A 21,063-nucleotide genomic window follows, 5' to 3' on the forward strand; every position below is an offset into this window, starting at 1 on the left:
AAATATCCCGGGGAGGTGCGACGCACCGGGGGCAGCGCCCCCTCAGACGGTCTGTTCTTTGGGCCGCAGCACCAGCCAGATCAACGCCCCCCCCGCAAGCACGAGGAAAGGCACCATCGCGATATTGACCGCGGCCCAGCCCTCCTGCGGCGTGCCGCCGGAGCAATTCATCAGACCGCCGGAAGACAGCGACGCCAAGGTCACACCGCCAAAGACCAGCAGATCGTTCAGTCCTTGCATGCGTCCGCGCTCATGCGGCGCATGCGCGCCTGCCAGCATCGTCGTGGCCCCGATGAAACCAAAGTTCCAGCCCAGCCCCAGCAGGATGAGCGCCACGAAGAAATGCCCCAGTTCCACACCAGAGAGGGCAACAGCCCCGGCGGCGCCCAGGATCAGCAGACCCAGGCCCATGATCCGCTCCACGCCGAAACGCACGATCAGATGGCCGGTAAAAAAGGACGGCGCAAACATCGCCAGCACGTGCCCGGTCACCACATTGGAGGCGTCGGCCACCGCAAAACCGCACCCAACCACGGCCAGCGGTGTGGAGGTCATCACCAGGTTCATCAGCGCGTAAGACACCATGGCGCAGATGACAGCCACGGCAATGCGCGGCGTTTTCAACAGTTCTGCCAGGGAACGACCATGCGGGCTGTCCACCGTCTTTTTGGGCGGCTTGGGGATGTCGAGGAAGGCAAAGAGGAACATGCCCATGACGTTCAGCGCCATGGCAGCCAGATAGACCGGAAAGAACCGCATGACCGTCGCGTCGGGATTAGTGCTGGTCAGATACCCCACCAGCTGCGGCCCGATGATGGCAGACAGGAGCCCGCCTGCCATGACATAGGAAATCGCTTTAGGCCGGAAGGCATCAGAGGCGGTATCGGCAGCGGCAAAGCGGAAAAAACCCTGCGATGACATATAGATGCCTGTCAGGTAGCTGCCGACCAGAAAGATCCAGAAATTCGAGAGGGTCAGCGCATAGGCGCAAATCGAGGCCCCAAGAAGCCCCCCCGCCGCGCCGACGATAAAGCCCGCACGCCGACCAAAACGCTGCATCAACCCCGAAAGCCAGGGTGCCGTGGTCATCGAGCCAAAGACAATCATTGAAATCGGCAGGGTGGCAAGGCAGGCATTCACGGCCATTTGCTGCCCGGCCAGACCGCCGACAACGAACATCATGGTGATCTGACTGCCCAGAAAGGCCTGTGCCATCACCAGCACCGCCACGTTGCGCTTGGCGCGACTATCATCCACATGTTGCATGCCGTGTGCGTAATCCTCTTGCGCGAAGTGAGCAAGCCCTCTTGCACCCCCGGCGATCTGACATAAAGTCGCTCCATGCGGAACGGTACAAAAACTCTGGTCATGGCGGGTGCACGCGAGGCGCATAGCATCGTGTCGCGGCTGGTGACCCGGGGGCGCAACGTCATTGCCAGCCTGCCGGAGCCGGAACGCGTCTTTGACCCCTTGCCGGTGCCCACGCGGATCGGTCCGTTTCATGACGCGAATGCCTTGGATCAATGGTTTGAGGACAATCAGGTGGCCTGTGTGATCGATGCCAGCCACGCGTTCGATGCAACCATTTCGAGCCGCACGGCGGTGCTATGCGCAAAGAGAAATCTACGTTACGTGCGGGTGCTGCGGCCCTCCTGGCGTCCCACTGGCCAGGACCGGTGGATACGCTATACTTCGGTCGAAAAGGCCGCAAAGGAAATCCCGGCAAATGCGCGGGTTTTCAGCAATACCGGCCGCGCCTCGCTGCCGGAATTTGCCGAATTTGCCGGGCAGGCGCTGTTTCTACGCCAAACCCAAAACCCAACAGCGCCGCCCCCGTTTTCCTTCGTGAGCTATGTGGTTGGGAAACCGCCTTTTTCGCAACGCCATGAAGAGCAATTGTTTCGCGATCTCCGCATCTCGATGCTGATCTGTCGGAATGTTGGGGGCGCTGCGAGCATGTCCAAACTGCTTGCTGCACGGCGTCTGGGCGTGCGGGTTTCCATGATTGACCGGCCGGATCCGCCAGTGGCCATGCCCGTGGTTGAAACCGTCGCAGAAGCCCTGGCCTGGGAAGCCAATCCGTGAGCATTGGCCGGATTGTCGAAACCGACGCGGATGTTGCCGAAGGTGCTGCGTGGCTGGCGGCACAAGATCCTGTCCTGGCGGTGGCCTACAAAACCACCGGGCCGCTGCCCCTGCGGCGCAGACCGGATGGGTTCGCCCAATTGCTCAGTGCGATTGTCAGCCAGCAGGTCTCCACCGCCTCGGCCCGCGCGCTTTGGGGCAAATTGGAAGCGGCGGGTGTGATTGACGCCGAGGCGGTGCGTGCCCGCTCCGAGGGCGATTTGCGCGATCTCGGTCTCAGTCGTCAGAAGGCACGCTATGCCCATGCGCTGGCCGCGGCGGAGATCGACTTTGCAGCACTGCGCCAGTCGCCTGACGCAGAGGTTGTCAAAACACTCACCGCCGTCACCGGCATCGGCGTCTGGACTGCCGAGATCTATGCGATGTTTTCGTTGGGACGTGCCGATGTATTCGCCCCGGGCGATCTGGCGCTGCAGGAAGCGGCGCGCCTTCTCTATGACCTGCCCGAACGCCCACGTGAACCGGTCCTGCGGCAGCTGGCGGAAAACTGGTCGCCCTGGCGGTCGGTTGCGGCGCGGCTGCTCTTTGCCTACTACAGACACGCAAAGCAAAGGGACGGGATTACATGACACGGGTTTTGAATGCAGGGCGGCGTGCGCCGGTATCCGGGGACACGCGGTCCGTTGTCGTGTTCCTGCACGGCTACGGGGCCAATGGTGCCGATCTTCTTGGTCTCGCCGACCCTTTGGGTGAACACCTGCCGGACACGCTTTTTGTCGCGCCTGACGCGCCCGAAGCCTGCGCCGGTGCCCCAATGGGATTTCAGTGGTTTCCGATCCCCTGGATTGACGGCTCCTCCGAAGAGGAATCGATGCGCGGGATGATGCAGGCGGTTGAGGATCTGAACGCCTTTCTCGACGCGCTGATGGTGGATGAGGATGTCTTGCCGGAACAGGTCGTGCTCTTTGGCTTCAGCCAAGGCACTATGATGGCGCTGCACATTGCCCCGCGCCGCGAAGATGAGATCGCGGGTGTGGTCGGGTTTTCGGGCCGTTTGCTCAGCCCCGAAACACTGGCGGATGAGGTGGTTGTGCGCCCGCCGATCCTGCTGGTGCACGGGGATGCGGACGATGTTGTCCCGCCACAGTCGCTGCCCCAGGCGGCAGAGGCATTGCAGGAAGCGGGATGGAAAGACGTCTATGCGCATATCATGAAGGGCACGGGCCACGGCATCGCGCCGGACGGTCTGTCGGTGGCGCTGGCCTTCATGCGGGACAAGCTCAGCCTGTAGCGGCCTGTCGCAATACGCGCCATCGACGATCAAGGCCACGCACCCGCAAGCTCATTGTGGCCGGTTGCCGTCCTCACAGAAAATCCTCACGCCAGAAGTAAATGACGGCTTTTTCACCGGCATAGTCCAGATGGATCATGACGCGGTTCGGGGGAATCGCGTGGAATAGAGGCACGTTTCATTTGGAGGAAAATATGATTTTTAAAACGATGAAAGGTGCTTTGGGCGCCGTGATGACCGTTGCTTTGATGACCGCAGGCACCGCCGCATTGGCGGATAAAAAACCGCGCGGATCGAAACCGGCTGATCCGCAACGGGTCATCGAAGCCTATTTGGGCAACACCTGGAACTGGTCACGCGGCGGGTCCTACTGGGGCGGCAGCGGCGTATTTCAGGCCGTCTGGACCAGCGAAAAGGACGACAGCAAGTCCTACGCCGATGGCAAATGGTATGTGACCTCGAAAGGCACGCTCTGCTATGAGGCAGTCTGGGAGTGGAAAGACAAGGACGAGCCGGATGAGGTCAAGAAAAACTGCTGGCGGCATGTCGTCGACAAGGAGGGGCGGCTTTGGCAGCGCCATCATGAAAAGGAAGAATGGTACAAGCCCAATCCCGACAAGATCACGAGCGGTAATGGGATCGAAGCCGCCTACAACGCGCACCGCAAGGCCGTAGGCGGGTAGCGGGTCCGCCTGTCCTCCCAGAGGCAGGCCCGGGCGCCGCGCCGGAAAGGGACACATATATATGTGTCCCTTTTTTCTGTTCTTGAGGCAGGGAGCACATCTTCGCGGCAACGGTGCAGGTGCGGCGGGATGCGGGCCTGCGTCTAGCCTTTGCGATAGGCGCCCGGGCTTTGGCCATAGGCGCGCTGGAATTCCGTGTAGAAATTGGAGCGGGTCAGAAACCCTGCTGCCTCGCCAATGGCGCTCACCGGGTCATTGGTGGCGCGCAGCAGATCAGCCGCTGCCGCCAGCCGAAACCCGTTGATGAATTGCGACACGTTTTTGCCGGTTTGCCGGTTCACGGCTGTGGACAGCGCCCGATCCGTCACGCCAATGCGCCGGGCCAGCCGCGTCAACGATAGATCGGGATCGGTGAAAAGCCGGGTCTCCTCCAAAAACTGCGTGGCGCGGGTGACGACATCATCGTCCTGATCAGAGAGGGATGTGGTGGTCTCCTTGCCGGCGGGGGCCTTGCCGATCCAGAAGGCGGCTCCTGCAAAGAGCGCGATGAGGATCAGGCTACCAAGGGACAGCATCCGGGTGACGTTTGCCCCCTCGTTGCGGATGAAATCGACGGCAATCACCGTGTCCATCAGGCAGGTCACGGCCAGGAGCAGCACACCCAGCACCATGAAGCGCCGCATCTTGGAAATATGGGCCACGGCCAATTGCGACAACCGGTCCGGGCCGCCGCGCCACAGACGCATCAGCAGCATGGCGTAAAACGCGTAGCTGAAGGCGATCAGAAAATCGAGCGCGATACGGACATGCGGCACCGCGGCGACCACCAGGGTCATAATCACGGCCCAGCCCAGATGACGGACGACAAGGCGGCGCAGATGCTCTGCACGGTCGCTGAGCGCCAGAAACCCCAGATAGAGTAGCGGGCCAATCCAGAAGGGCAGCAACCGCTGGATCACCAGCACGCCCTCAATCTGGTAGGCAAAGCGCAGGGCCACCAGAATGGTTTCGATCATCATCACGGCAGCCAGCACCACAAACAGTGTTTTGGCGCGCGTCCCGAGCCAGCCCCGCGTGATCACGAACGCCGCCATCAAGGCGGCAAGCCCGGTCAGAAAAAGCGGTAGGGGCACGGAAATCACTGTCTTTCCTGCTCGTTAGGGGCGCGAACCTGTCCTGAAACAGCTTTCAGGACAGCCTCTCCATTGCCCGAAAAACCCAAACGGCTCAAGTGGTCAGCATCACGCAGATCAACATAAAGGATGCATGCCATGACCCGAGACCTTTTCAACCTGACCGCCAGTTTGAGCTTCGCTCTCATCGCGCTGTCGCCCACATTGACCGAGGCGCAGGACCACCGCCCGGGCGTTGCCGAGTTTCAGGCGGCCCATCCCGGTGGCGCGCGTGCGCTCGACGGCCATGTCTGGTACCCCACCGAAGCCGAAGGAGACGAAAAGCTGTTGCGCGGCAGCGCCGTCTGGCGCGACATCACCGGCCATCTGGATGCGCGCATCGCGCCGGGTGTCTTCCCGGTGGTGATGATCTCGCACGGGATGTACGGAAATTCGGTCAATCAGGCGTGGCTGGCGAAAAGGCTGGCCGCCGAGGGGGTGATTTCGATCCTGCCCAACCATCCCGGCACCACCAGCTTTGGCCGGGACCCGGATCAGGCCCGGCAATTATGGCTGCGTGCCACCGATCTCAGCGTCAGTTTTGACCAGCTGCTGACCGATCCGCGGTTTGCCGATCACATGGACCCCACCCGGGTGGCTGCCACGGGGCATTCGCTGGGCGGCTATACGGTGATGGCCGCGGCAGGTGCCAGGCATGATGCGGCGCATTTTGCCGCCGGCTGTGTTGATGCGCCGGAGCGCGTGGATTGTGATGTGCTCGACGGCTGGAAGGTCGGGCACAATGCGGATGATCTTGAGATGTTGCAGAGCGACCGGTCCGATCCACGTATCCGCACGGTGATCCCGCTGGATCTCGGCGGCGCGCAGACCTTCGCTCCGGCCAGCCTGCAGGCCATCGACATGCCGGTGCTGGTGTTGGGGTCCGGGCGCCAGGATATGCTCAATCAGGACGTCGAGTCCCGCGCCCTTGCAGCGGCCCTGCCGGACGCGCTGGTCACTCATGTGGAAATCGAAGATGCGGGACACTTTGATTTCATGGGCGCCTGTGTCGAGGGTGGCTATGAGATCCTCAAGCGGGAGGAACCCGGCGACGAGATTGTCTGCGTCAAGGGCGCTGAGGAACGCGTGGCCCAGCACGACCGGATTTTTGCGCTGATCCTGGACCACCTGCGTCAAACCGGTGTGATGCCATAACCCGTAAAGTCGCGCGCCGGGCGGGTCTTGTGCCCGTCCGGAGTGCGCCTGTGGATAACTGTCACTTAATCGTTACGGAATCGACTTAACCAAATGGCGAGATATTGTGGTCACACTAGGACTTGTCAGCTTGCAACCACGATATATAGTCTTCTTGAGACTCGCGCGCTGGTGGCGCGGTTGGCGCGAGGGTACAGGCAAATCGGCATAGGGTGAGCCCAGACATGGACGGCGATTTCAGAACGGATTTTACGCGCAACCCGGCGGCGTTGAGGCACAGGCCGGCCTTGGTGCTGAATGCCGATTATCGGCCGCTCAGCTACTACCCGCTGTCGCTCTGGCCCTGGCAGGAAGCCGTCAAGGCGGCTTGGCTCGACCGGGTCGATATCGTCGCCGAATATGACGATATTGTCCGAAGCCCGAGTACCGAGATCAGAATACCGTCGGTCGTTGTTCTCAAGGACTATGTGAAACCTCAAAAGCGCGTGGCCTTCACGCGCTTTAATTTATTTCTGCGGGACGAATTCAGGTGCCAGTACTGCGGTGCCAAGGGCGAATTGACCTTTGACCACGTGGTGCCCCGCGCCAGCGGCGGGGTCACGAGCTGGCAGAATGTGGTGGCAGCGTGTTCGCCCTGCAATCTCAAGAAGGGGTCAAAACCGCTGCACCGCACTGGCCTGTCCCTACGCAAGCCGCCGCGTCAACCGGGCGCAGAGGAACTGCGCAACATGGGCCGCAAATTCCCACCCAACCACTTGCATGAAAGCTGGATGGATTTCCTTTATTGGGATGCCGAGCTGGAGGCTTGAAGCCCCGTAAGGGCGCCGCGCGGCCTGCGTCCAACGCAGGATGCGATCTAAAATCACCCGCCGAGGCTCAGGTCAGGCGACGCCGCCACCGGGTCAGGGACAATCCGTCGCGCATATTGAGCCCCAGCAAGGCAATGTTCACCGCGCCCGCAATCAGTTCGATGGTTTGCACCGCATAGAATGCTGCATCGAAGTCGCCCGCCTGTGCCTTGAAAGATAGGTAAAGCGCCGAGGGGATCAGGATCAGGATGCCATTGGCCGCCAGAAAAGGCATCCGTTTTTGTTTCTTGGCAACCAAAGGTCCGCGGAACTTTTTCGAGAGTGTTGCACCTGTGATGCCTGCGGTCATCAAGGCCGGGATCAGGATCACGAAGCCCCAGGGAATGAGCGTTTTCACCATGACGATTGCCGCGGTGCTGCCAAAGAGTTCTGAAAGGATCGTCGACATCCAGAAGGTGAAGATCGTGAGCAGGGCGATGCCTCCTGCAATTGGGTGAAGGGTTTTGACCATTGGTTTGCTCCTGATGCATGATTTAACATAGCAAGCTATATAATATTGCATAGCTTGCTATGCAAGTGGTATTCAGAAGAATGACATCCTTTCAAAACCACTCTGCCGGATATCTGGTGAATCACATGGCGCGGCTCTTTGCACGGGGCCTGTCGGAGCGGATCAAGCCGCTGGGCCTGACGACCGGTACCTTTCCGGCGCTTTTGGAGCTTTGGGAGAAAGACGGGTTAACGCAAAAGGAACTGGTGGCCCGGCTTGATATCGAACAGGCGACCATGGCCAATACGCTGACCCGGATGGAACGGGACGGGATGATTGTGCGCAAACGGGATGCTTCGGATGGTCGGGTGCAACGGGTCTGGCTAACGGATCAGGCGCGCGCGTTGAAAGAACCCGCCATTGCCGCGGCGGTGGCTCAGAATGCCGATGCGCTTGTCGGGCTGTCGGAGGCCGAGAGGGGCGTTTTTCTGGACCTGGCGCAGAGGATCATTCTGGCCATGAAAAGTGACACGCCCCCGGCATGATAGCTGCTTCGCTCAAGCGATATCCGACAGGAAGTCGAACACCTCACGCAGGGGGGTCATCTCTGACACTGTTCTGGTCACAAGGTCGGGCTGCGTGACAAACCCAGTGTCTGAGATGTCTTTCCAGGCCGAAAACCCCTTGCGGCGCAGTGCTTCCGCATGCGGATGGTCTTTGTCGAAGCCCGAAGGCACGCGTTTCAATGCCGGTGCACTGACACGCAGGCCCGTGTCCTGCAAACGTGTGGTCAGCGCGATCAACGCGGCGCCCTTGTCACCTGCCATCTGGGCGCGAAACGCCGTGAGCCCGTCCTTGTCGAACTGAAACACCCCGCAGCCCAGCGAAAGCCTTTCGAGGCCAAGCCCGAAAAACCACATCGGCGCGTTGGGTCCTCCCTCCTCTGGCGCAAAGGACAGGTGGATGTGAGTGTTGTAGGGTGTCTTGTCTTTGGAGAAACGGATATCGCGGTGAATGCGGTAGATTTTCGCGTGATGCGCTCTGCCGGTTGTCGTGCTTAGTGCCGCGCTCATGGCCAGGGCAAAGCCTTTGGCGGGTTCTTTAATCTCCTGCTCGTAGACCTGTTTGTGCGCTGCAAACCAGGTCTTGTCATTATGCGCCTTCAGGTCCGACAAAAAGGTGAGGGCCTGCGGTGAGAAATGGTCAAATGGATCCATGGGGCCTCCGGATCAGGATTTAGGGGGCAGGGATGCCGCGTGGGTGAGGCAGAGGTGCAGCCATTCCTGTAACTCTTTTGCGTCGCACTCATCATGTGTCACATGCACAAGACCACCAAGCTTGCGCGCGCCCTGGACAACCGGGCGCGCGACGGGGTTGCGCAGGGCGGCAGCTTCCTGCGCCTTGCCGACCCGGAACATGAAACGGCGCAGGCCATCCTTGTCGCGCCGGGCACCGCTCAGCATATGACCGTTCAGGAAAAAACAGGTGCCGCCCATCATCCGTTTTTCGCTGATCCCGGCATGCCCCTCAAGGGCGGCCCGCATCCTTGCGATGAGCTCTTCGTCCTGCGGCATCAGATCACCCCGCCCAGGGTCAGCAGGATCGACGCCGCGAGGACCAGCATCGTGAGCGAGGTCAGGGCCGCTCCGATCAGGCGCCCCGACCCCGTGGGGTTCCGGCGCAGGGCAACGTAATGGATCAGCCGCGCGGCGAGCAAGGCGACCCCGCAGGCCAGCACCAGCCAGGAGGGCGCGCCTGCGATCTCGGCCCCGGCCATGGCCAGCAGAGCCAGCGGGACATATTCGATGAAATTGCCATGCGCGCGAATACGGCGCAGCAGATCCTCATCATCGCCATGCAGCATCATGATACCGGTCTCCGCGCGCCGCAGGCCTACCAGGATCGAAATGGGCACGCTCATGAGGACGAAGAGGGCGGTGAAGATCAGCGTTGTTTGCGGCATCTGGTCCATGGTCAGGTCTCCTCTCAGGGCGCTCAGCCGGTCATGCTTTCATAGGTGATCAGGGCAAAGCGCGCGCCATGCGGATCGGTCAGCGTCGCCATGCGCCCGACCCCTGGCATGTCCATTGCGGGGGCGACGAGCGTCGCGCCTTTGGCCTGCGCGGTGGCCACGCTTGCATCCACATCGGCCACGGTGAAATAGATCGTCCAGACGCCGGTTTCCTCCGGCATCGGGGAAAAGCCGCCGATGGCTGTTTCACCCACCGCAGCGGCGGAATAGCTGGACCCGTCCTGCATCGGCATGTCGTTGATCGTCCAGCCCAGCACGTCCTTGTAGAACGTCTTGGCCGCGTTCTGGTCTGGTCCTGAATGGCCGATCCAGCCGGAATTGCCGATGGTTGTCATGTCGAGAATGCTCATAATGTCGCTCCTTGTTGCGGTGTCCCACATCGGGGACTGAACCAAGGACGCGTGATCGGCCTGCGATCCTACAGGCCTTCCATATTTTTTCGACACGCGGCGATTTTCTCTTCGATCACGGTGCGTTCCGGCCCGGTTGGCCCAAGGTCCAAGGCCGCGCGATAGGCATCGATGGCAGCCTCCGGGCGGTCCGTCTGTGTCAGCAAGGCAGCCCGCATCGTGTGATACCACCGGTAGGTCCGAAGATCCGTTTTCAACGTCTCCATCTCGCGCAGCGCAAATTCCGGTCCTTGTGTCTTGGCCTGCACCGCGATCAGGTTCAGACGGATCACCGGCGTCGGTTGCAACACGTGAAGAGCGGCGTAATGCGCCTCAATCACCGGCCAGTTGGTATGCGCCGGCGTTGGCGCAGCGGCATGCTCTGCGGCGATGGCCGCCTGGATGCGGTAGGGGCCCTGATGCCCGATCCGCTGCGCCTTGTGGAAGAATGCCGTGGCTTCCGCAGTCGCCGCACGGTCCCAGAGCTGCCGATCCTGATCCTCAAACGCCACCAGATGTCCGGTCGCATCGATGCGTGCGTCGCGCCGGGCGTGCTGGAACAGGAGCAGGGACAGCAGGGCCGCCGGTTCGCCCATGCCGGGGAAGAGCTCTGTCATCAGCCGGGCCAGCCGTATCGCCTCCTCACAAAGCGTCAGGCGGATTTGCGTTGGCGCATCCGAGGTCGACCACCCCTCGTTGAACATCAGGTAGATCATCAGGGAAACTTCGCCCAGACGCCTGCCGCGTTCCCGCGGGCTGGGGGTTTCAAAGGCCACCGGCTGGGCGGCGATCTTCTTTTTGGCACGGGTGATGCGTTGTTCCATCGCCTTGGGTTTCGCCAGAAAGCCCCGCGCAATCTCCGGCACGGTCAACCCGCCCACGATCCGCAGGGCAAGGGCGATCTGGTCCTGTCGCTCCAGCGCCGGATGGCAGCAGATGAACAGAAGGCGCAGAACATCATCCCGCAATTCATGCGGATCGGGGGGCGGGGGCGCATCGCTTTCCATGACAATCCGGTTTTCCGCCAGCAGGCGCGTCTGGCGCTGTGCCTTGCGCAGCTTGTCGAGGCCTGCATGTCTGGCTGTGGTCAGAAACCAGGCAAAGGGGTCGCGCGGCGTCCCGTTTTTGGGCCAATCGGTCAGGGCCTTGATGCAGGCCTCTGAAAAGGCTTCCTCGGCGGTTTCCACGTCGCGAAAATACCGGGTCAGCGCTGCAATAGCCCTGGGGCGTTGGTGGGCAAAGCTCGCTTCCAGCCAATCCGACATGCGCCGCCTTTCCCGATCAATCGGTTGAAATGGCCCCTCCGGCCCAGGCGATCGGGCGGACCTCCAACCGGGCAATGGGCGACGAAATCATCCGCGCATGGGTGATCGCTTCCTCCAGATTGCTGAACTCGGCGGCATAAAACCCCAAAAAGCTCTCTTTTGTCTCGGCAAAGGGGCCGTCGATAATCAGCGGATCAGCCGCCGCGTCGGGCGCAGGGTCGATGGTTACCGCCGACGATGGCGGCATCAGCTTGACGGAAATAAAGTCGCCCCGGTCCTGCAGTTTTTCCTGCAAGGCGTGGTGGTTTGCCATGACCTGTTCCTGCCGGTCTTTCGGCAGATTTTCGAACATCCCGGCTTCTCCGTAGATCGTGATTGCGTACATCATGGCGCGGTCTCCCTTGTGGTCCCTGATGATGCGAGGACGCGCGAAGGATTGCAAATCCGACAGTCCGCCCAATATTTTCTGCCCATGACCTTTCAGTCGACAGTGATGACCTGCCCGGTAAGCGCACCCTCGACGCTTTTTGCATAGGCCAGCCCAACGCGCCGGGAGGATACCGGATCATGCCCGGGAAACCATGCCCCATAGCGCGGCGCGGAGACATCCAGCAGGCCGGGGCTCACGACATTCACGCGCAGGCCCCGGGGCATTTCAATCGCGGCGCCGACGACAAACCCGGCCAGAGCCCCATTTGCCATGGCCGCACCAGTGCCCATCGGGATCGGGTCGCGGTCCAGCACGCCGCTGGTCAGGGTAAAGGAACCGCGATCCCGGATCCTGCGCAACCCCGCCAGCACGAGGTTGATCTGCCCCATGACCTTCTGGCGCAGACCGATCATGAAGGTTTCCGCGGTGTGCTCCTGCAAGGCGCAGAAATGCACGTCGCCCGCAGTGGCAACGACAGCGTTGAACTGGTCGACGCTTGCGTACATGTCGTCGATTGCGGAGAGGTCCGACATATCGATCTGAAAATCCCCGCTGGAGCGTCCAACCGTGACGATATCGTGTCGCGCGCCCAACGCGTCGCAAACCACTTTGCCGATGTCACCGTTTGCGCCGACCACAATGATCTTCATGAGCTCTGCCCCAGTATCCGGTCATACCGCGCCAGCTTGTGCGCCAGTAAAGCCTTGCACCGATTGATCGTTTCGTGTCGCGCCTCCAGTCGTCTGGAATGTTCGAGCAGCAGGTGTTTGCGTTCCGGGATCGTGGCATCGCCTGTTTGGTAGAGACCCGCAAAATGCCGCATGTCTTTGGTGGGCATGCCCGTGTCGCGCAGCGAGGACAGCAGGGTCAGCCATTCCGCGTTTTCCGCCGTGAACTGACGCGTGCCATCACGGCCCCGCGCGATGGGAGGGCAAAGGCCGGATTTCTCATAATACCGGATGGTGTCGATGCTCAGACCGCTCTTTGCGGCCACCTCTGAAATGCGCATAAGCCCTCCCGTTTTCTGTCTTCGGGTGGACCATAGCGGGCTGGAGTAACTTCAGGTCAAGGGAAAATCCCGCCGCCTGACACGGTTAGCTCACGCGGCCAGATCGACCCACACCGGGACGTGATCCGAGGGTTTGTCGCGCCCGCGCACGTCCTTATCGATTACGCAGTCGGTCAACATGTCCGCCGTTTGCGGGCACAAGAGCAAATGATCGATCCGGATGCCGTTGTTACGGTTCCAGGCCCCGGCCTGATAGTCCCAGAAGCTATAATGTCCCGGGCCTGGCGTGCGCGCGCGAAAGGCGTCCGTCAGCCCCAGATTGATCAGTTTGCGGAAGGCCGCGCGGCTCTCAAGCCGGAAGAGCGCATCCTCGCGCCAGCTGTCCGGTTTTGCGGCGTCTTCGGCCTGCGGGATGATGTTGTAGTCGCCCGCCATCAGAAAGGGGGTCTCCTCCGACAGCAGTTGTTCCGCCCGCGCCAGCAGCCGCGCCATCCACGCCAGTTTGTAGTCATATTTCGGGCCCGGCGCCGGATTGCCGTTCGGCAGATACAGCCCGCAAACCCGGACCGGATGGGTATCGCCCGTGATGGTCGCCTCGATCCATCGGGCCTGTTCGTCGGTATCATCGCCGGGCAGGCCACGTGTGACATCCTCCAGCGGGCGTTTGGACAGGATCGCGACGCCGTTGAAGCTCTTTTGCCCGTGTGTGGCGATGTTATAGCCCCGTTCTTCGAAAATCTCGGTCGGAAAGGCCTCATCCACCGATTTGATCTCCTGCAAAACCGCCACATCGGGCTGCGCCTCATCAAGCCAATCAGGCAGCGCGTTGATCCGGGCCTTGATGCCATTGATGTTGAATGTGGCGATTTTCATGGTCGGCTCCTGCTGGTGGGGTGCCTCAGCTATCGCGCAACCATCAGGTCAGGGCAAGAGCCATGACGGCGCGCGGCCACGGGATGCTCGTCGCGGCGACGCCATGATTCTCGTTAATGGTTAACGCAGGCGTTTTGGAAATGGTTAATATCCACAGATTTACCCACTGTGGATAAAAAAAAATTAACCAAGATTACCAGATCAAGATCTTTGGCGCATCGGGTCGATAGGCCGATTTCCGCCTGTGGATAAGTAAGTGTTAACACATTGTTAACGCGAAAAAAACTTGGAAGCTCTCGTTAAACGGGCAAGCGTGAAACGGCGAAAACTTCATTTGAAAGGGATATGCTATGAAGACGAACGCAATGATCGCCACACCTGCTGCCGACGCTTTTTTCCACGCCGAAAATGATCTCCACAGCGGCGCAGGAACGGCACTTTTCACAACCAGCATGGGACCTGCCGGCACCAATATGATGAGCGGTGCGGGGACAGAGCTGTTCACCACATCGATGGCTCCCGAAGCCGATGTGATGGCAGGCTCTGAAACCGGCCAGTTCACTACCAGCATGGTGTCCGGGCGGGACACGCTGTCAGGCGATGTCACCGGTCTTTTCACGACCTCCATGTAACCCGTCTCTTTTGGCTCGGGCCGGGCCACATCCTCCGGCGCGGTCCCTGCCAGGAGCCTTGCGCGGCAGATCCTAAAGACAAAGGAAGAACCCCCATGTCTAACGTCGTCTCTTTGGATCTGCCGCGCAGAAAGAGCTTGCCGGAACGCCAGGCGCTCTTGCTGCAGAATTTCGCCTGCCATCGACGCAGCTCCGACGATGTGTTCTGGCTGAAGGAAAACGCCGAAATCCTCAATATTCTGGCCACCGGTGGCGCGCAATTGGCGGGGGCGGCACTGGAACCCTACACCCAAGTTTATGATGGGTTGGAGGAACGGCTCCGGTTTTTCCCGCAATACTACCGGTTTTTACTGTCGATTTGTCTGGATCTCGAGGATCTCGGATTGGGCAAAGACAAAGGAACAGCGCTATGCCACTGGGCGTCGCAGGCCGGGGTGGCCGAGGCGGAACTGTCAGATTTACAACGCGCAGAAGCACGACGCCTATTGAGCAGGCGCGGTATTGAGCAGGAAGATCGGGGCCTGACAGAGCGGTTGCATCGTTTCGTCAATCGTTCCGATACTTTTGCTCTGCCCAACAAAAAAGCAGCCTATGAGCTGACGCATATTGTTTTCTATCTGTCTGAATACGGCGCCAAAAACCCACATCTGGAGGAAGCCGCTCTGGCAAGTCTGGAATTTGCGGGGCTCCTGGCCTATCTCGACCAGGACGTTGATTTACTTGCTGAAATCTGCGTCGCCATGCGGTTTGCCGGGCATTTCCCAAGTCTGATCTGGGAAGACTGGATTGCCCGGGAAATGGGTGGGTTCGTGTTGCGGGCCAACGGGGCAGGGCCAACGGACGCCTATCACGAGTATCTGGTGACATCCTGGTGGGCTGGTTTTGCCGATCACAGCAGCTTTCCAGGCACGCCGTCGGATGCAGGGTTGCATATTGACCGCCACGTCAGCCGCAGGGGGCCCTTGCGCGCGATGTCGGAATACATGTTTCACCTTGGTTCCGCGCGCCGCGGCGATTGGGAAAGGATGCGCCAGGGACTGACGGATGCGGTGGGGGATGACGGGGTGGAAATCCTCTTTGGTGCGGAGCAGTCGTCCGACCGGTTTGGTGCTTTCTTCGAAGGGTTTGCGCGCGCGGGTTCTTAACTGAAATTATTTTTGAACAGAAAGTTACACGGCGTTCTTGATGTCACATCGAAAACGATGTGCCACATCCGCAGGAACTCGACGCATTCGGGTTGTCGATCACGAACCGCGCACCGATCAGCTCTTCGGTGAAGTCGATTGTTGCCCCGCCCAGAAACGGCAAGGACACCGCATCCACAACGACTTTTTGCCCGGATCCTTCCAGAATCAGATCGTCATCGCGCGGCTCATCCAGTACAATCTCGTAGTGAAAACCGGAACAGCCGCCGCCCTCGACCGCCACCCGCAGGGCTTTTCCCTCCGTGGCAGCACCGATTTCGACCAGCCGGTCAAAGGCGCGGGGTGTGACTGTGGGCGGAAGTTGCATCTGCGGACTCCGTCAAGCGGTTTCATTAAGGCTTCTCGTGCAATATAGAAACTCTCAGGACAGGCCACAAGGACCAGCCAGCGATGACGGCTCTTTATGCCTCGGACCCGATGCGCGCCAGGGGACGGCGTGTGCGCGAAGAGGAAAGCACGTTTCGGTCATGTTTTCAGCGTGATCGGGATCGGATCATTCATGCAAGCGCCTTTCGCAGGCTCAAGCACAAAACGCAGGTCTTCATTGAACATGAGGGCGATTATTACCGCACGCGTCTGACCCATTCGATTGAGGTGGCGCAGGTGGCGCGCACCATTTCCGGGGCGTTGGGGCTCAACCCCGAACTGACCGAAGCCGTGGCGTTGGCGCATGATCTGGGCCACACGCCTTTCGGGCACACGGGCGAAGATGCGCTCTCAGAGCTGATGGCGCCTTTTGGCGGTTTTGATCACAACGCACAGGCGATCCGGATCGTTACCCATCTGGAGCGGCATTACGCCAGTTTCGACGGGTTGAACCTGACCTGGGAGACGCTGGAAGGGTTGGCCAAGCACAACGGCCCGGTGACCGGCCCCGTGCCCTGGGCGCTGGAGATCTATAACGCGCAGCATGATCTGGAACTGCATACGTTTGCCAGCGCCGAGGCGCAGGTTGCGGCCATCGCGGATGACGTCGCCTATAACCACCACGATTTGCACGATGGCCTGCGGGCGGAACTTTTTTCCACCGATGAGCTGGCGGCGCTGCCGATCCTGAACGCCTGTTTTGAAGAGGTGGACGAGCTTTACCCCGGCCTGAACTACTACCGCAGGCGGCACGAAGCACTGCGTCGGTTCTTCGGTGTTCTCGTGGAGGATGTGATCAATTTTGCGCAGGCCCGTCTGATGTCGCTGCAGCCGCAATCTGTTGACGATGTGCGCGGGGCAGGGCAGACGATCATCCGGTTTTCCGATGATGTGTTTTCCGACCTGAAGGTCATTCGGTCGTTTCTGTTTGATCGGATGTATCGCGCGCCGAGCGTTGTCGAGATGCGCGCACAGGTGACACAAGTGGTCGAAGAGCTTTTCCCCTATTTCATGTCGCATCCCGATCAATTGCCGAAACAGTGGCGCAAGGATGTGGACGAAGCCCAGGGTGAAACCGCGCTGGCGCGCATTGTCTCCGATTATATTGCAGGTATGACCGATCGTTTTGCGTTGCAGGAGCATGACCGGCTGATCTCAACCGGATAATTCATCGGGCAACCCTTCAAGATGTTGCGAAACTGCGGGGGCAAGCACCGTCAGCTTGCCCTAGCATGTCTTTGGAGCACGGTCGCCAGGCGATGGCCTTGGATGATTGACCCGGTTTTTGTGCGTGATAAACCGCCGAAAGCTTCGGTCAGGACCCATGAAATGAACCTTTTCGCCGATATTCAAGCGCTTGTGCTGGACTGCCTGCAGGACATGGTCACCACCGGTGAGTTGCCCGCGGGCCTTGCGCTGGACAATGTCACGGTCGCCCCCCCGCGCGATGCTGCCTACGGCGACATGACGACCAATGCGGCGATGGTGCTGGCCAAACCTGCCGGCATGAAACCGCGAGACATTGCTCAAACGCTGGCCGCTCATCTGATCAAGGACGCGCGGATCACCCACGCGGCGGTCGCGGGGCCTGGATTTGTGAATCTGCGCCTTGCGCCTTCTGTCTGGCAGGGTGTGATCGCGGCGGCGTTGTCCAAGGGCATCGATTTCGGTCGGACCACACTTGGGCAGGGCAAGCGCGTTCATGTCGCGTATGTCTCCGCCAACGCCACCGGTCTGTTGCACGTTGGGGACCTGCGGGGCGCTGTTTTTGGCTGCGCGCTGGCCTCGCTGCTGGAGTTTGCGGGCCATGACGTCACGCGAGAATACTTCATCAACGGCAGCCGCGGGCAGGGTGATACGCTCGCGCGCTCCGTCTACCTGCGCTACCTCGAAGCGCAGGGGCAGGAGGTTGCCTTTCCCGAAGGCACCTATTCCGGGGACTACCTAATCGCGGCGGGCGAAGCGCTGAAAGAGAAGGTCGGCGACGCCTATCTGGGCAAGGGTGAGCAGGTCTGGCTGCGGGACGTGCGGGCGTTTGCCATCGACGCGATGAGGGACCTGATCCGCGCGGACCTCAAATCGCTTGGGGTGGAGATGGATGTTTTCTGCTCCGAAAAATCATTCGGCGGCAGCGGGCAGATCGAGGCGGCGATCAACGACCTGAACGATAAGGGTCTGATCTATGACGGCACCCTGGCGCCGCCCAAGGCCAATGAGGCCGATGATGGGGAGCCGCGGGTGCAAAGGCTGTTCCGCGCCACCGCCCACGGCGATGACGAAGATCGCCTGATCAAGAAATCCGATGGCAGTTGGTCGAATTTCGCCGCTAATATCGCTTATCACCATGACAAGCTGCAGCGGGGTTTCGATCTGCTGATCGATGTTATGGGGGCGGATCATGTCGGCCATGTGAAACGGAGGAAGGCGGCGGTCTCAGCGCTGTCCGAAGGGCAGGTGCCGCTTGATGTCATACCGACGCAGCTGGTGAAGCTCTTCAAAGACGGGCAGGAGTTCAAAATGTCCAAACGGGCAGGGACCTTCGCGAGCCCGCGCGATGTGGTGGATCAGGTCGGACGGGACGTGACGCGGTTTGTGATGCTTACGCGCAAGCACGACACAACACTCGATTTCGATGTCGACAAGGTGATGGAGCAGAGCCGGGAAAACCCGGTGTTTTATGTGCAATACGCGCACGCCCGGGGGGTGTCTGTTCTGCGCAAGGCAGGCGAAGCAGGTATCCCGGTGGATGACGAAACCCTGCAATCCGCAGATCTGAGCCAGCTGGATCATGAGGCCGAACTGGGGCTGGCCGCCAAGCTTGCCGAGTGGCCGCGTCTGGTGGAAACGGCGGCGCGCCGCAATGAGCCGCACCGCGTGGCGATTTATCTTAACGAGCTGGCGGGCACCTTCCATGCGCTCTGGAACAAGGGCCATGATGTGCCGTCCTTGCGGTTCGTGCAGGATGACCCAAAAGTCACAACGGCGAAAATCGCGCTGGCACGCGCCACGAGCGTTGTAATTGCAGCCGGTCTTGGTATTCTTGGTGTCACACCGGCGCAGGAAATGCGGTAAGAAAATCGCGACCTTCGCCAGAGCAGGCAAGCATCAGACAGACCATTGGGGCATCGTATCCCGGTGGCAGCGAGGCGAAGATGGCGGACATTGAATTCTCCCATGGAATGGGGGCTTACGGGCGTGATTCCGAAAGCCAGCAGGGTGACGATGTGGCACCCAACTCTTTGACGATGATGACAAATGTTGCAGGCGCGGTTGTGTCGCTGGCCCTGATCGCGGGCATCGGGGTCTGGGGCTACAAGCTGATGGTGCGCGATGTATCGGGCATCCCCGTGGTCCGCGCGGCGGAGGGCGAGATGCGCATCCGGCCCGAAAACCCGGGTGGTCAATTGGCGCGGCATCAGGGGCTGGCGGTCAATGCCGTTGCCGCCGAGGGCGAAGCGGCAGGGCCGGTCGATCAGGTTGTCCTTGCCCCGAAAGACACGGAACTGGCACCAGAAGATCAGCCGATTGCCGCGGCTGAGGTGGCGCCGGTGACCCAGCCCGAACCACTGGCACCCGCCGCGGAAACCATTGGGGGCGCAAAACGCGTGCCCGCAAAGAGCGGAAACTCGGTTGCCGACAACCTGCAAAGTGGTGCGATCGATGCGGTGGTTGCTGAGTTGACGGCGGGCGTTACCCCGCTGGCGACGCCGGAGGTATCCGCGTCTGACGAGACTTCGCCGCTATCAGAGACATCTGCGGATCCGGCCGATGAGGCAGGGACGGTCGCGGAGCTTGAACCCACCCCACCCCAAAAGGTCGTCAAACGCCCCCGGTTGCGCCCCGCGAATGCCGCGACGCTGCAGGCTGCATCTTTTGTGGCCGACACGCCGACCTCGGAAGTTGACGCGGCGGCGATCCCTGCCGGGACACGTCTGGCGCAGCTCGGAGCCTTTGACAGCGCCGATGTGGCACGGGCCGAATGGTCGCGGCTGGATGCGCGCTTTGGCGACTATCTGCAGGACAAATCCCGCGTGGTGCAAAAGGCGCAATCGGGCGGACGCACCTTCTACCGCCTGCGGGCCATGGGGTTTGTCGATCTGGCGGACGCGCGCCGGTTCTGCTCCGCTTTCAAGGCCGAAGGCGTCGACTGTATTCCCGTCGCCGTGAAATGACGCGGTTTGGCGCAACGATCCTTGATGCGGATGGCCTGAGCCTGACGGCTGAGGAAAAAGCGTTTTTTCGCACCGCCAATCCCTTCGGGTTCATCCTCTTTGCACGCAATATCGACAGCCCTGATCAGGTACGCCGTCTGTGTGCTGAGATGCGCGAGGCGGTGGGGCGGGATGCGCCGATCACCATCGATCAGGAAGGCGGACGGGTGCAGCGGCTGCGGGGCCCGGTCTGGACAGAATGGACGCCGCCCTTGGATTTTGTGGCCCAGGCAGGGGCTGATGCGGCCCAAGCGATGTATCTGCGCTACCGGCTGATTGCGGCGGAGCTCAAAGCGGTCGGGATCGACAGCAATTGTGCGCCCATGGTGGATCTAGCAGGACCTGCGACACATGAATTTCTGCGCAACCGGTGTTACGGGTCTGACCCGTCCACGGTCGCCGGTTTGGGCCGCGCGGTGGCAAATGGCCTGCTGGACGGTGGGGTGTTGCCGGTTCTCAAACACATACCGGGGCATGGTCGCGCCACGCTCGACAGCCATTATGATCTGCCGCAGGTGGGCGCAGACCACACTGCGCTGAGTGCCGAAGATTTTGCACCTTTCGCGGCGCTGACGGATCTGCCGATGGGTATGACCGCGCATCTGGTCTATGAGGCGCTCGATGACCGCCCCGCAACCCTGTCGCCCAAGGTCATGCAAATCATCCGCGAAGAGGTCGGTTTCGACAATCTGATTATGACAGATGACATTAGTATGAAAGCGCTCAAAGGCAGCCTGACCGAGATCACGCAGGGCGCGCTTGCCGCAGGATGTGACGTGGTGCTGCATTGCAACGCGCCGCTGGCTGATCGGCGCGCGGTGGCCGAAGCTGCCGGAGAGATGACGCAAGCCGCCCAAACCCGCGCGGAACGCGCATTGGCGGCGCGTAAAACCCCTGACGATATTGACATTAACGCCCTGCGCGCGCAGCTTGAGACGCTGTTAAACGGGGCGTGAAAATCGTTAT

26 protein-coding genes are annotated in these 21,063 nt (G+C 60.8%); 13 read left to right on the top strand and 13 right to left on the bottom strand.

Annotated elements, in window-relative coordinates; translation table 11 throughout:
• Window positions 1–42: 42 nt before the first annotated feature.
• Complete coding sequence (locus tag Q1A63_RS06910) at window positions 43–1,266, bottom strand: MFS transporter (RefSeq protein WP_298969805.1); 1,224 nt, start codon at window positions 1,264–1,266, stop codon at window positions 43–45.
• Between the two features lie 75 nt (window positions 1,267–1,341).
• Between Q1A63_RS06910 and Q1A63_RS06915 the strand changes: the two genes are divergently transcribed.
• From Q1A63_RS06915 to Q1A63_RS06930, 4 genes are all read left to right on the top strand, one after another.
• Window positions 1,342–2,085, top strand: a complete 744-nt coding sequence (locus tag Q1A63_RS06915) for a precorrin-6A/cobalt-precorrin-6A reductase (protein ID WP_298969804.1) — start codon at window positions 1,342–1,344, stop codon at window positions 2,083–2,085.
• Window positions 2,082–2,714 (top strand): DNA-3-methyladenine glycosylase 2 family protein, encoded by a 633-nt coding sequence (locus tag Q1A63_RS06920; RefSeq protein ID WP_298969803.1) that lies wholly within the window; start codon window positions 2,082–2,084, stop codon window positions 2,712–2,714. Before Q1A63_RS06915 ends, Q1A63_RS06920 begins: the two co-directional genes overlap by 4 nt.
• Entirely contained in the window at window positions 2,711–3,376 is a 666-nt protein-coding gene (locus Q1A63_RS06925) for an alpha/beta fold hydrolase (protein WP_298969802.1), read from the top strand. Before Q1A63_RS06920 ends, Q1A63_RS06925 begins: the two co-directional genes overlap by 4 nt.
• A 194-nt stretch (window positions 3,377–3,570) precedes the next feature.
• Window positions 3,571–4,059: a DUF995 domain-containing protein gene (locus Q1A63_RS06930; protein WP_298969801.1), complete on the top strand. Its 489-nt coding sequence runs from the start codon at window positions 3,571–3,573 to the stop codon at window positions 4,057–4,059.
• 143 nt (window positions 4,060–4,202) lie between these two features.
• On the opposite strand, the gene Q1A63_RS06935 is transcribed toward Q1A63_RS06930, so the two are convergent.
• Complete coding sequence (locus Q1A63_RS06935) at window positions 4,203–5,192, bottom strand: AraC family transcriptional regulator (RefSeq protein WP_298969800.1); 990 nt, start codon at window positions 5,190–5,192, stop codon at window positions 4,203–4,205.
• Between the two features lie 138 nt (window positions 5,193–5,330).
• Here Q1A63_RS06935 and Q1A63_RS06940 point away from each other — a divergent pair, with 138 nt between their 5' ends.
• Together Q1A63_RS06940 and Q1A63_RS06945 are read left to right on the top strand one after the other, a co-directional pair.
• Complete coding sequence (locus Q1A63_RS06940) at window positions 5,331–6,386, top strand: alpha/beta fold hydrolase (RefSeq protein WP_298969799.1); 1,056 nt, start codon at window positions 5,331–5,333, stop codon at window positions 6,384–6,386.
• A 224-nt stretch (window positions 6,387–6,610) separates the two neighbouring features.
• Entirely contained in the window at window positions 6,611–7,195 is a 585-nt protein-coding gene (locus Q1A63_RS06945) for an HNH endonuclease (RefSeq protein WP_298969798.1), read from the top strand.
• A 67-nt stretch (window positions 7,196–7,262) separates the two neighbouring features.
• On the opposite strand, the gene Q1A63_RS06950 is transcribed toward Q1A63_RS06945, so the two are convergent.
• Window positions 7,263–7,706 (bottom strand): hypothetical protein, encoded by a 444-nt coding sequence (locus Q1A63_RS06950; protein WP_298969797.1) that lies wholly within the window; start codon window positions 7,704–7,706, stop codon window positions 7,263–7,265.
• A gap of 80 nt (window positions 7,707–7,786) precedes the next feature.
• Between Q1A63_RS06950 and Q1A63_RS06955 the strand changes: the two genes are divergently transcribed.
• Complete coding sequence (locus Q1A63_RS06955) at window positions 7,787–8,230, top strand: MarR family transcriptional regulator (protein WP_298969796.1); 444 nt, start codon at window positions 7,787–7,789, stop codon at window positions 8,228–8,230.
• A 12-nt stretch (window positions 8,231–8,242) separates the two neighbouring features.
• Here the strand turns inward: Q1A63_RS06955 and Q1A63_RS06960 are convergent, their stop codons facing one another.
• From Q1A63_RS06960 to xth, 9 genes are all read right to left on the bottom strand, one after another.
• On the bottom strand, window positions 8,243–8,902 hold the full coding sequence (locus Q1A63_RS06960; RefSeq protein WP_298969795.1) for a DUF2461 domain-containing protein: 660 nt from the start codon (window positions 8,900–8,902) through the stop codon (window positions 8,243–8,245).
• Between the two features lie 12 nt (window positions 8,903–8,914).
• Window positions 8,915–9,259 carry a TfoX/Sxy family protein gene (locus Q1A63_RS06965; RefSeq protein WP_298969794.1) on the bottom strand — a complete coding sequence of 115 codons (345 nt, stop codon included), beginning with the start codon at window positions 9,257–9,259 and terminating at the stop codon, window positions 8,915–8,917.
• Window positions 9,259–9,657 carry an MAPEG family protein gene (locus tag Q1A63_RS06970; protein ID WP_298969793.1) on the bottom strand — a complete coding sequence of 133 codons (399 nt, stop codon included), beginning with the start codon at window positions 9,655–9,657 and terminating at the stop codon, window positions 9,259–9,261. The genes Q1A63_RS06965 and Q1A63_RS06970 overlap by 1 nt, the downstream gene beginning before the upstream one ends.
• A 23-nt stretch (window positions 9,658–9,680) precedes the next feature.
• Window positions 9,681–10,067, bottom strand: a complete 387-nt coding sequence (locus Q1A63_RS06975; RefSeq protein WP_298969792.1) for a VOC family protein — start codon at window positions 10,065–10,067, stop codon at window positions 9,681–9,683.
• Between the two features lie 68 nt (window positions 10,068–10,135).
• Window positions 10,136–11,371, bottom strand: a complete 1,236-nt coding sequence (locus Q1A63_RS06980) for a sigma-70 family RNA polymerase sigma factor (protein WP_298969791.1) — start codon at window positions 11,369–11,371, stop codon at window positions 10,136–10,138.
• 16 nt (window positions 11,372–11,387) lie between these two features.
• Complete coding sequence (locus Q1A63_RS06985) at window positions 11,388–11,759, bottom strand: YciI family protein (protein WP_298969790.1); 372 nt, start codon at window positions 11,757–11,759, stop codon at window positions 11,388–11,390.
• A gap of 92 nt (window positions 11,760–11,851) precedes the next feature.
• Window positions 11,852–12,451 carry a short chain dehydrogenase gene (locus Q1A63_RS06990; RefSeq protein WP_298969789.1) on the bottom strand — a complete coding sequence of 200 codons (600 nt, stop codon included), beginning with the start codon at window positions 12,449–12,451 and terminating at the stop codon, window positions 11,852–11,854.
• On the bottom strand, window positions 12,448–12,810 hold the full coding sequence (locus Q1A63_RS06995; RefSeq protein ID WP_298969788.1) for a MerR family transcriptional regulator: 363 nt from the start codon (window positions 12,808–12,810) through the stop codon (window positions 12,448–12,450). Before Q1A63_RS06995 ends, Q1A63_RS06990 begins: the two co-directional genes overlap by 4 nt.
• A 90-nt stretch (window positions 12,811–12,900) precedes the next feature.
• Window positions 12,901–13,683 carry an exodeoxyribonuclease III gene (gene xth / locus Q1A63_RS07000; protein WP_299631135.1) on the bottom strand — a complete coding sequence of 261 codons (783 nt, stop codon included), beginning with the start codon at window positions 13,681–13,683 and terminating at the stop codon, window positions 12,901–12,903.
• A gap of 350 nt (window positions 13,684–14,033) precedes the next feature.
• On the opposite strand from xth, the gene Q1A63_RS07005 reads away from it, so the two are divergent.
• The gene (locus Q1A63_RS07005; protein ID WP_298969786.1) at window positions 14,034–14,315 is read left to right on the top strand and encodes a DUF6749 domain-containing protein; all 282 of its coding nucleotides are present in this window, start codon (window positions 14,034–14,036) and stop codon (window positions 14,313–14,315) included.
• 95 nt (window positions 14,316–14,410) lie between these two features.
• Entirely contained in the window at window positions 14,411–15,460 is a 1,050-nt protein-coding gene (locus Q1A63_RS07010; RefSeq protein ID WP_298969785.1) for a hypothetical protein, read from the top strand.
• 43 nt (window positions 15,461–15,503) lie between these two features.
• On the opposite strand, the gene Q1A63_RS07015 is transcribed toward Q1A63_RS07010, so the two are convergent.
• On the bottom strand, window positions 15,504–15,827 hold the full coding sequence (locus tag Q1A63_RS07015; RefSeq protein WP_298969784.1) for an iron-sulfur cluster assembly accessory protein: 324 nt from the start codon (window positions 15,825–15,827) through the stop codon (window positions 15,504–15,506).
• An 83-nt stretch (window positions 15,828–15,910) separates the two neighbouring features.
• Between Q1A63_RS07015 and Q1A63_RS07020 the strand changes: the two genes are divergently transcribed.
• The 4 genes from Q1A63_RS07020 to nagZ all read left to right on the top strand — a co-directional run bounded on the left by Q1A63_RS07020 (window position 15,911) and on the right by nagZ (window position 21,053).
• Window positions 15,911–17,053 carry a deoxyguanosinetriphosphate triphosphohydrolase gene (locus tag Q1A63_RS07020; protein WP_298969783.1) on the top strand — a complete coding sequence of 381 codons (1,143 nt, stop codon included), beginning with the start codon at window positions 15,911–15,913 and terminating at the stop codon, window positions 17,051–17,053.
• Window positions 17,054–17,215: 162 nt separating this feature from the next.
• A complete protein-coding gene (argS, locus tag Q1A63_RS07025) occupies window positions 17,216–18,958 on the top strand; it encodes an arginine--tRNA ligase (protein WP_298969782.1) in 1,743 nt (580 codons plus the stop codon).
• An 80-nt stretch (window positions 18,959–19,038) separates the two neighbouring features.
• Entirely contained in the window at window positions 19,039–20,058 is a 1,020-nt protein-coding gene (locus Q1A63_RS07030) for an SPOR domain-containing protein (protein WP_298969781.1), read from the top strand.
• Complete coding sequence (nagZ, locus tag Q1A63_RS07035; protein WP_298969780.1) at window positions 20,055–21,053, top strand: beta-N-acetylhexosaminidase; 999 nt, start codon at window positions 20,055–20,057, stop codon at window positions 21,051–21,053. The genes Q1A63_RS07030 and nagZ overlap by 4 nt, the downstream gene beginning before the upstream one ends.
• The last annotated feature ends 10 nt before the right edge of the window (window positions 21,054–21,063 follow it).

It is taken from the genome of uncultured Roseobacter sp., from assembly GCF_947499265.1.
In the GTDB taxonomy this organism is placed as follows: domain Bacteria; phylum Pseudomonadota; class Alphaproteobacteria; order Rhodobacterales; family Rhodobacteraceae; genus Roseobacter.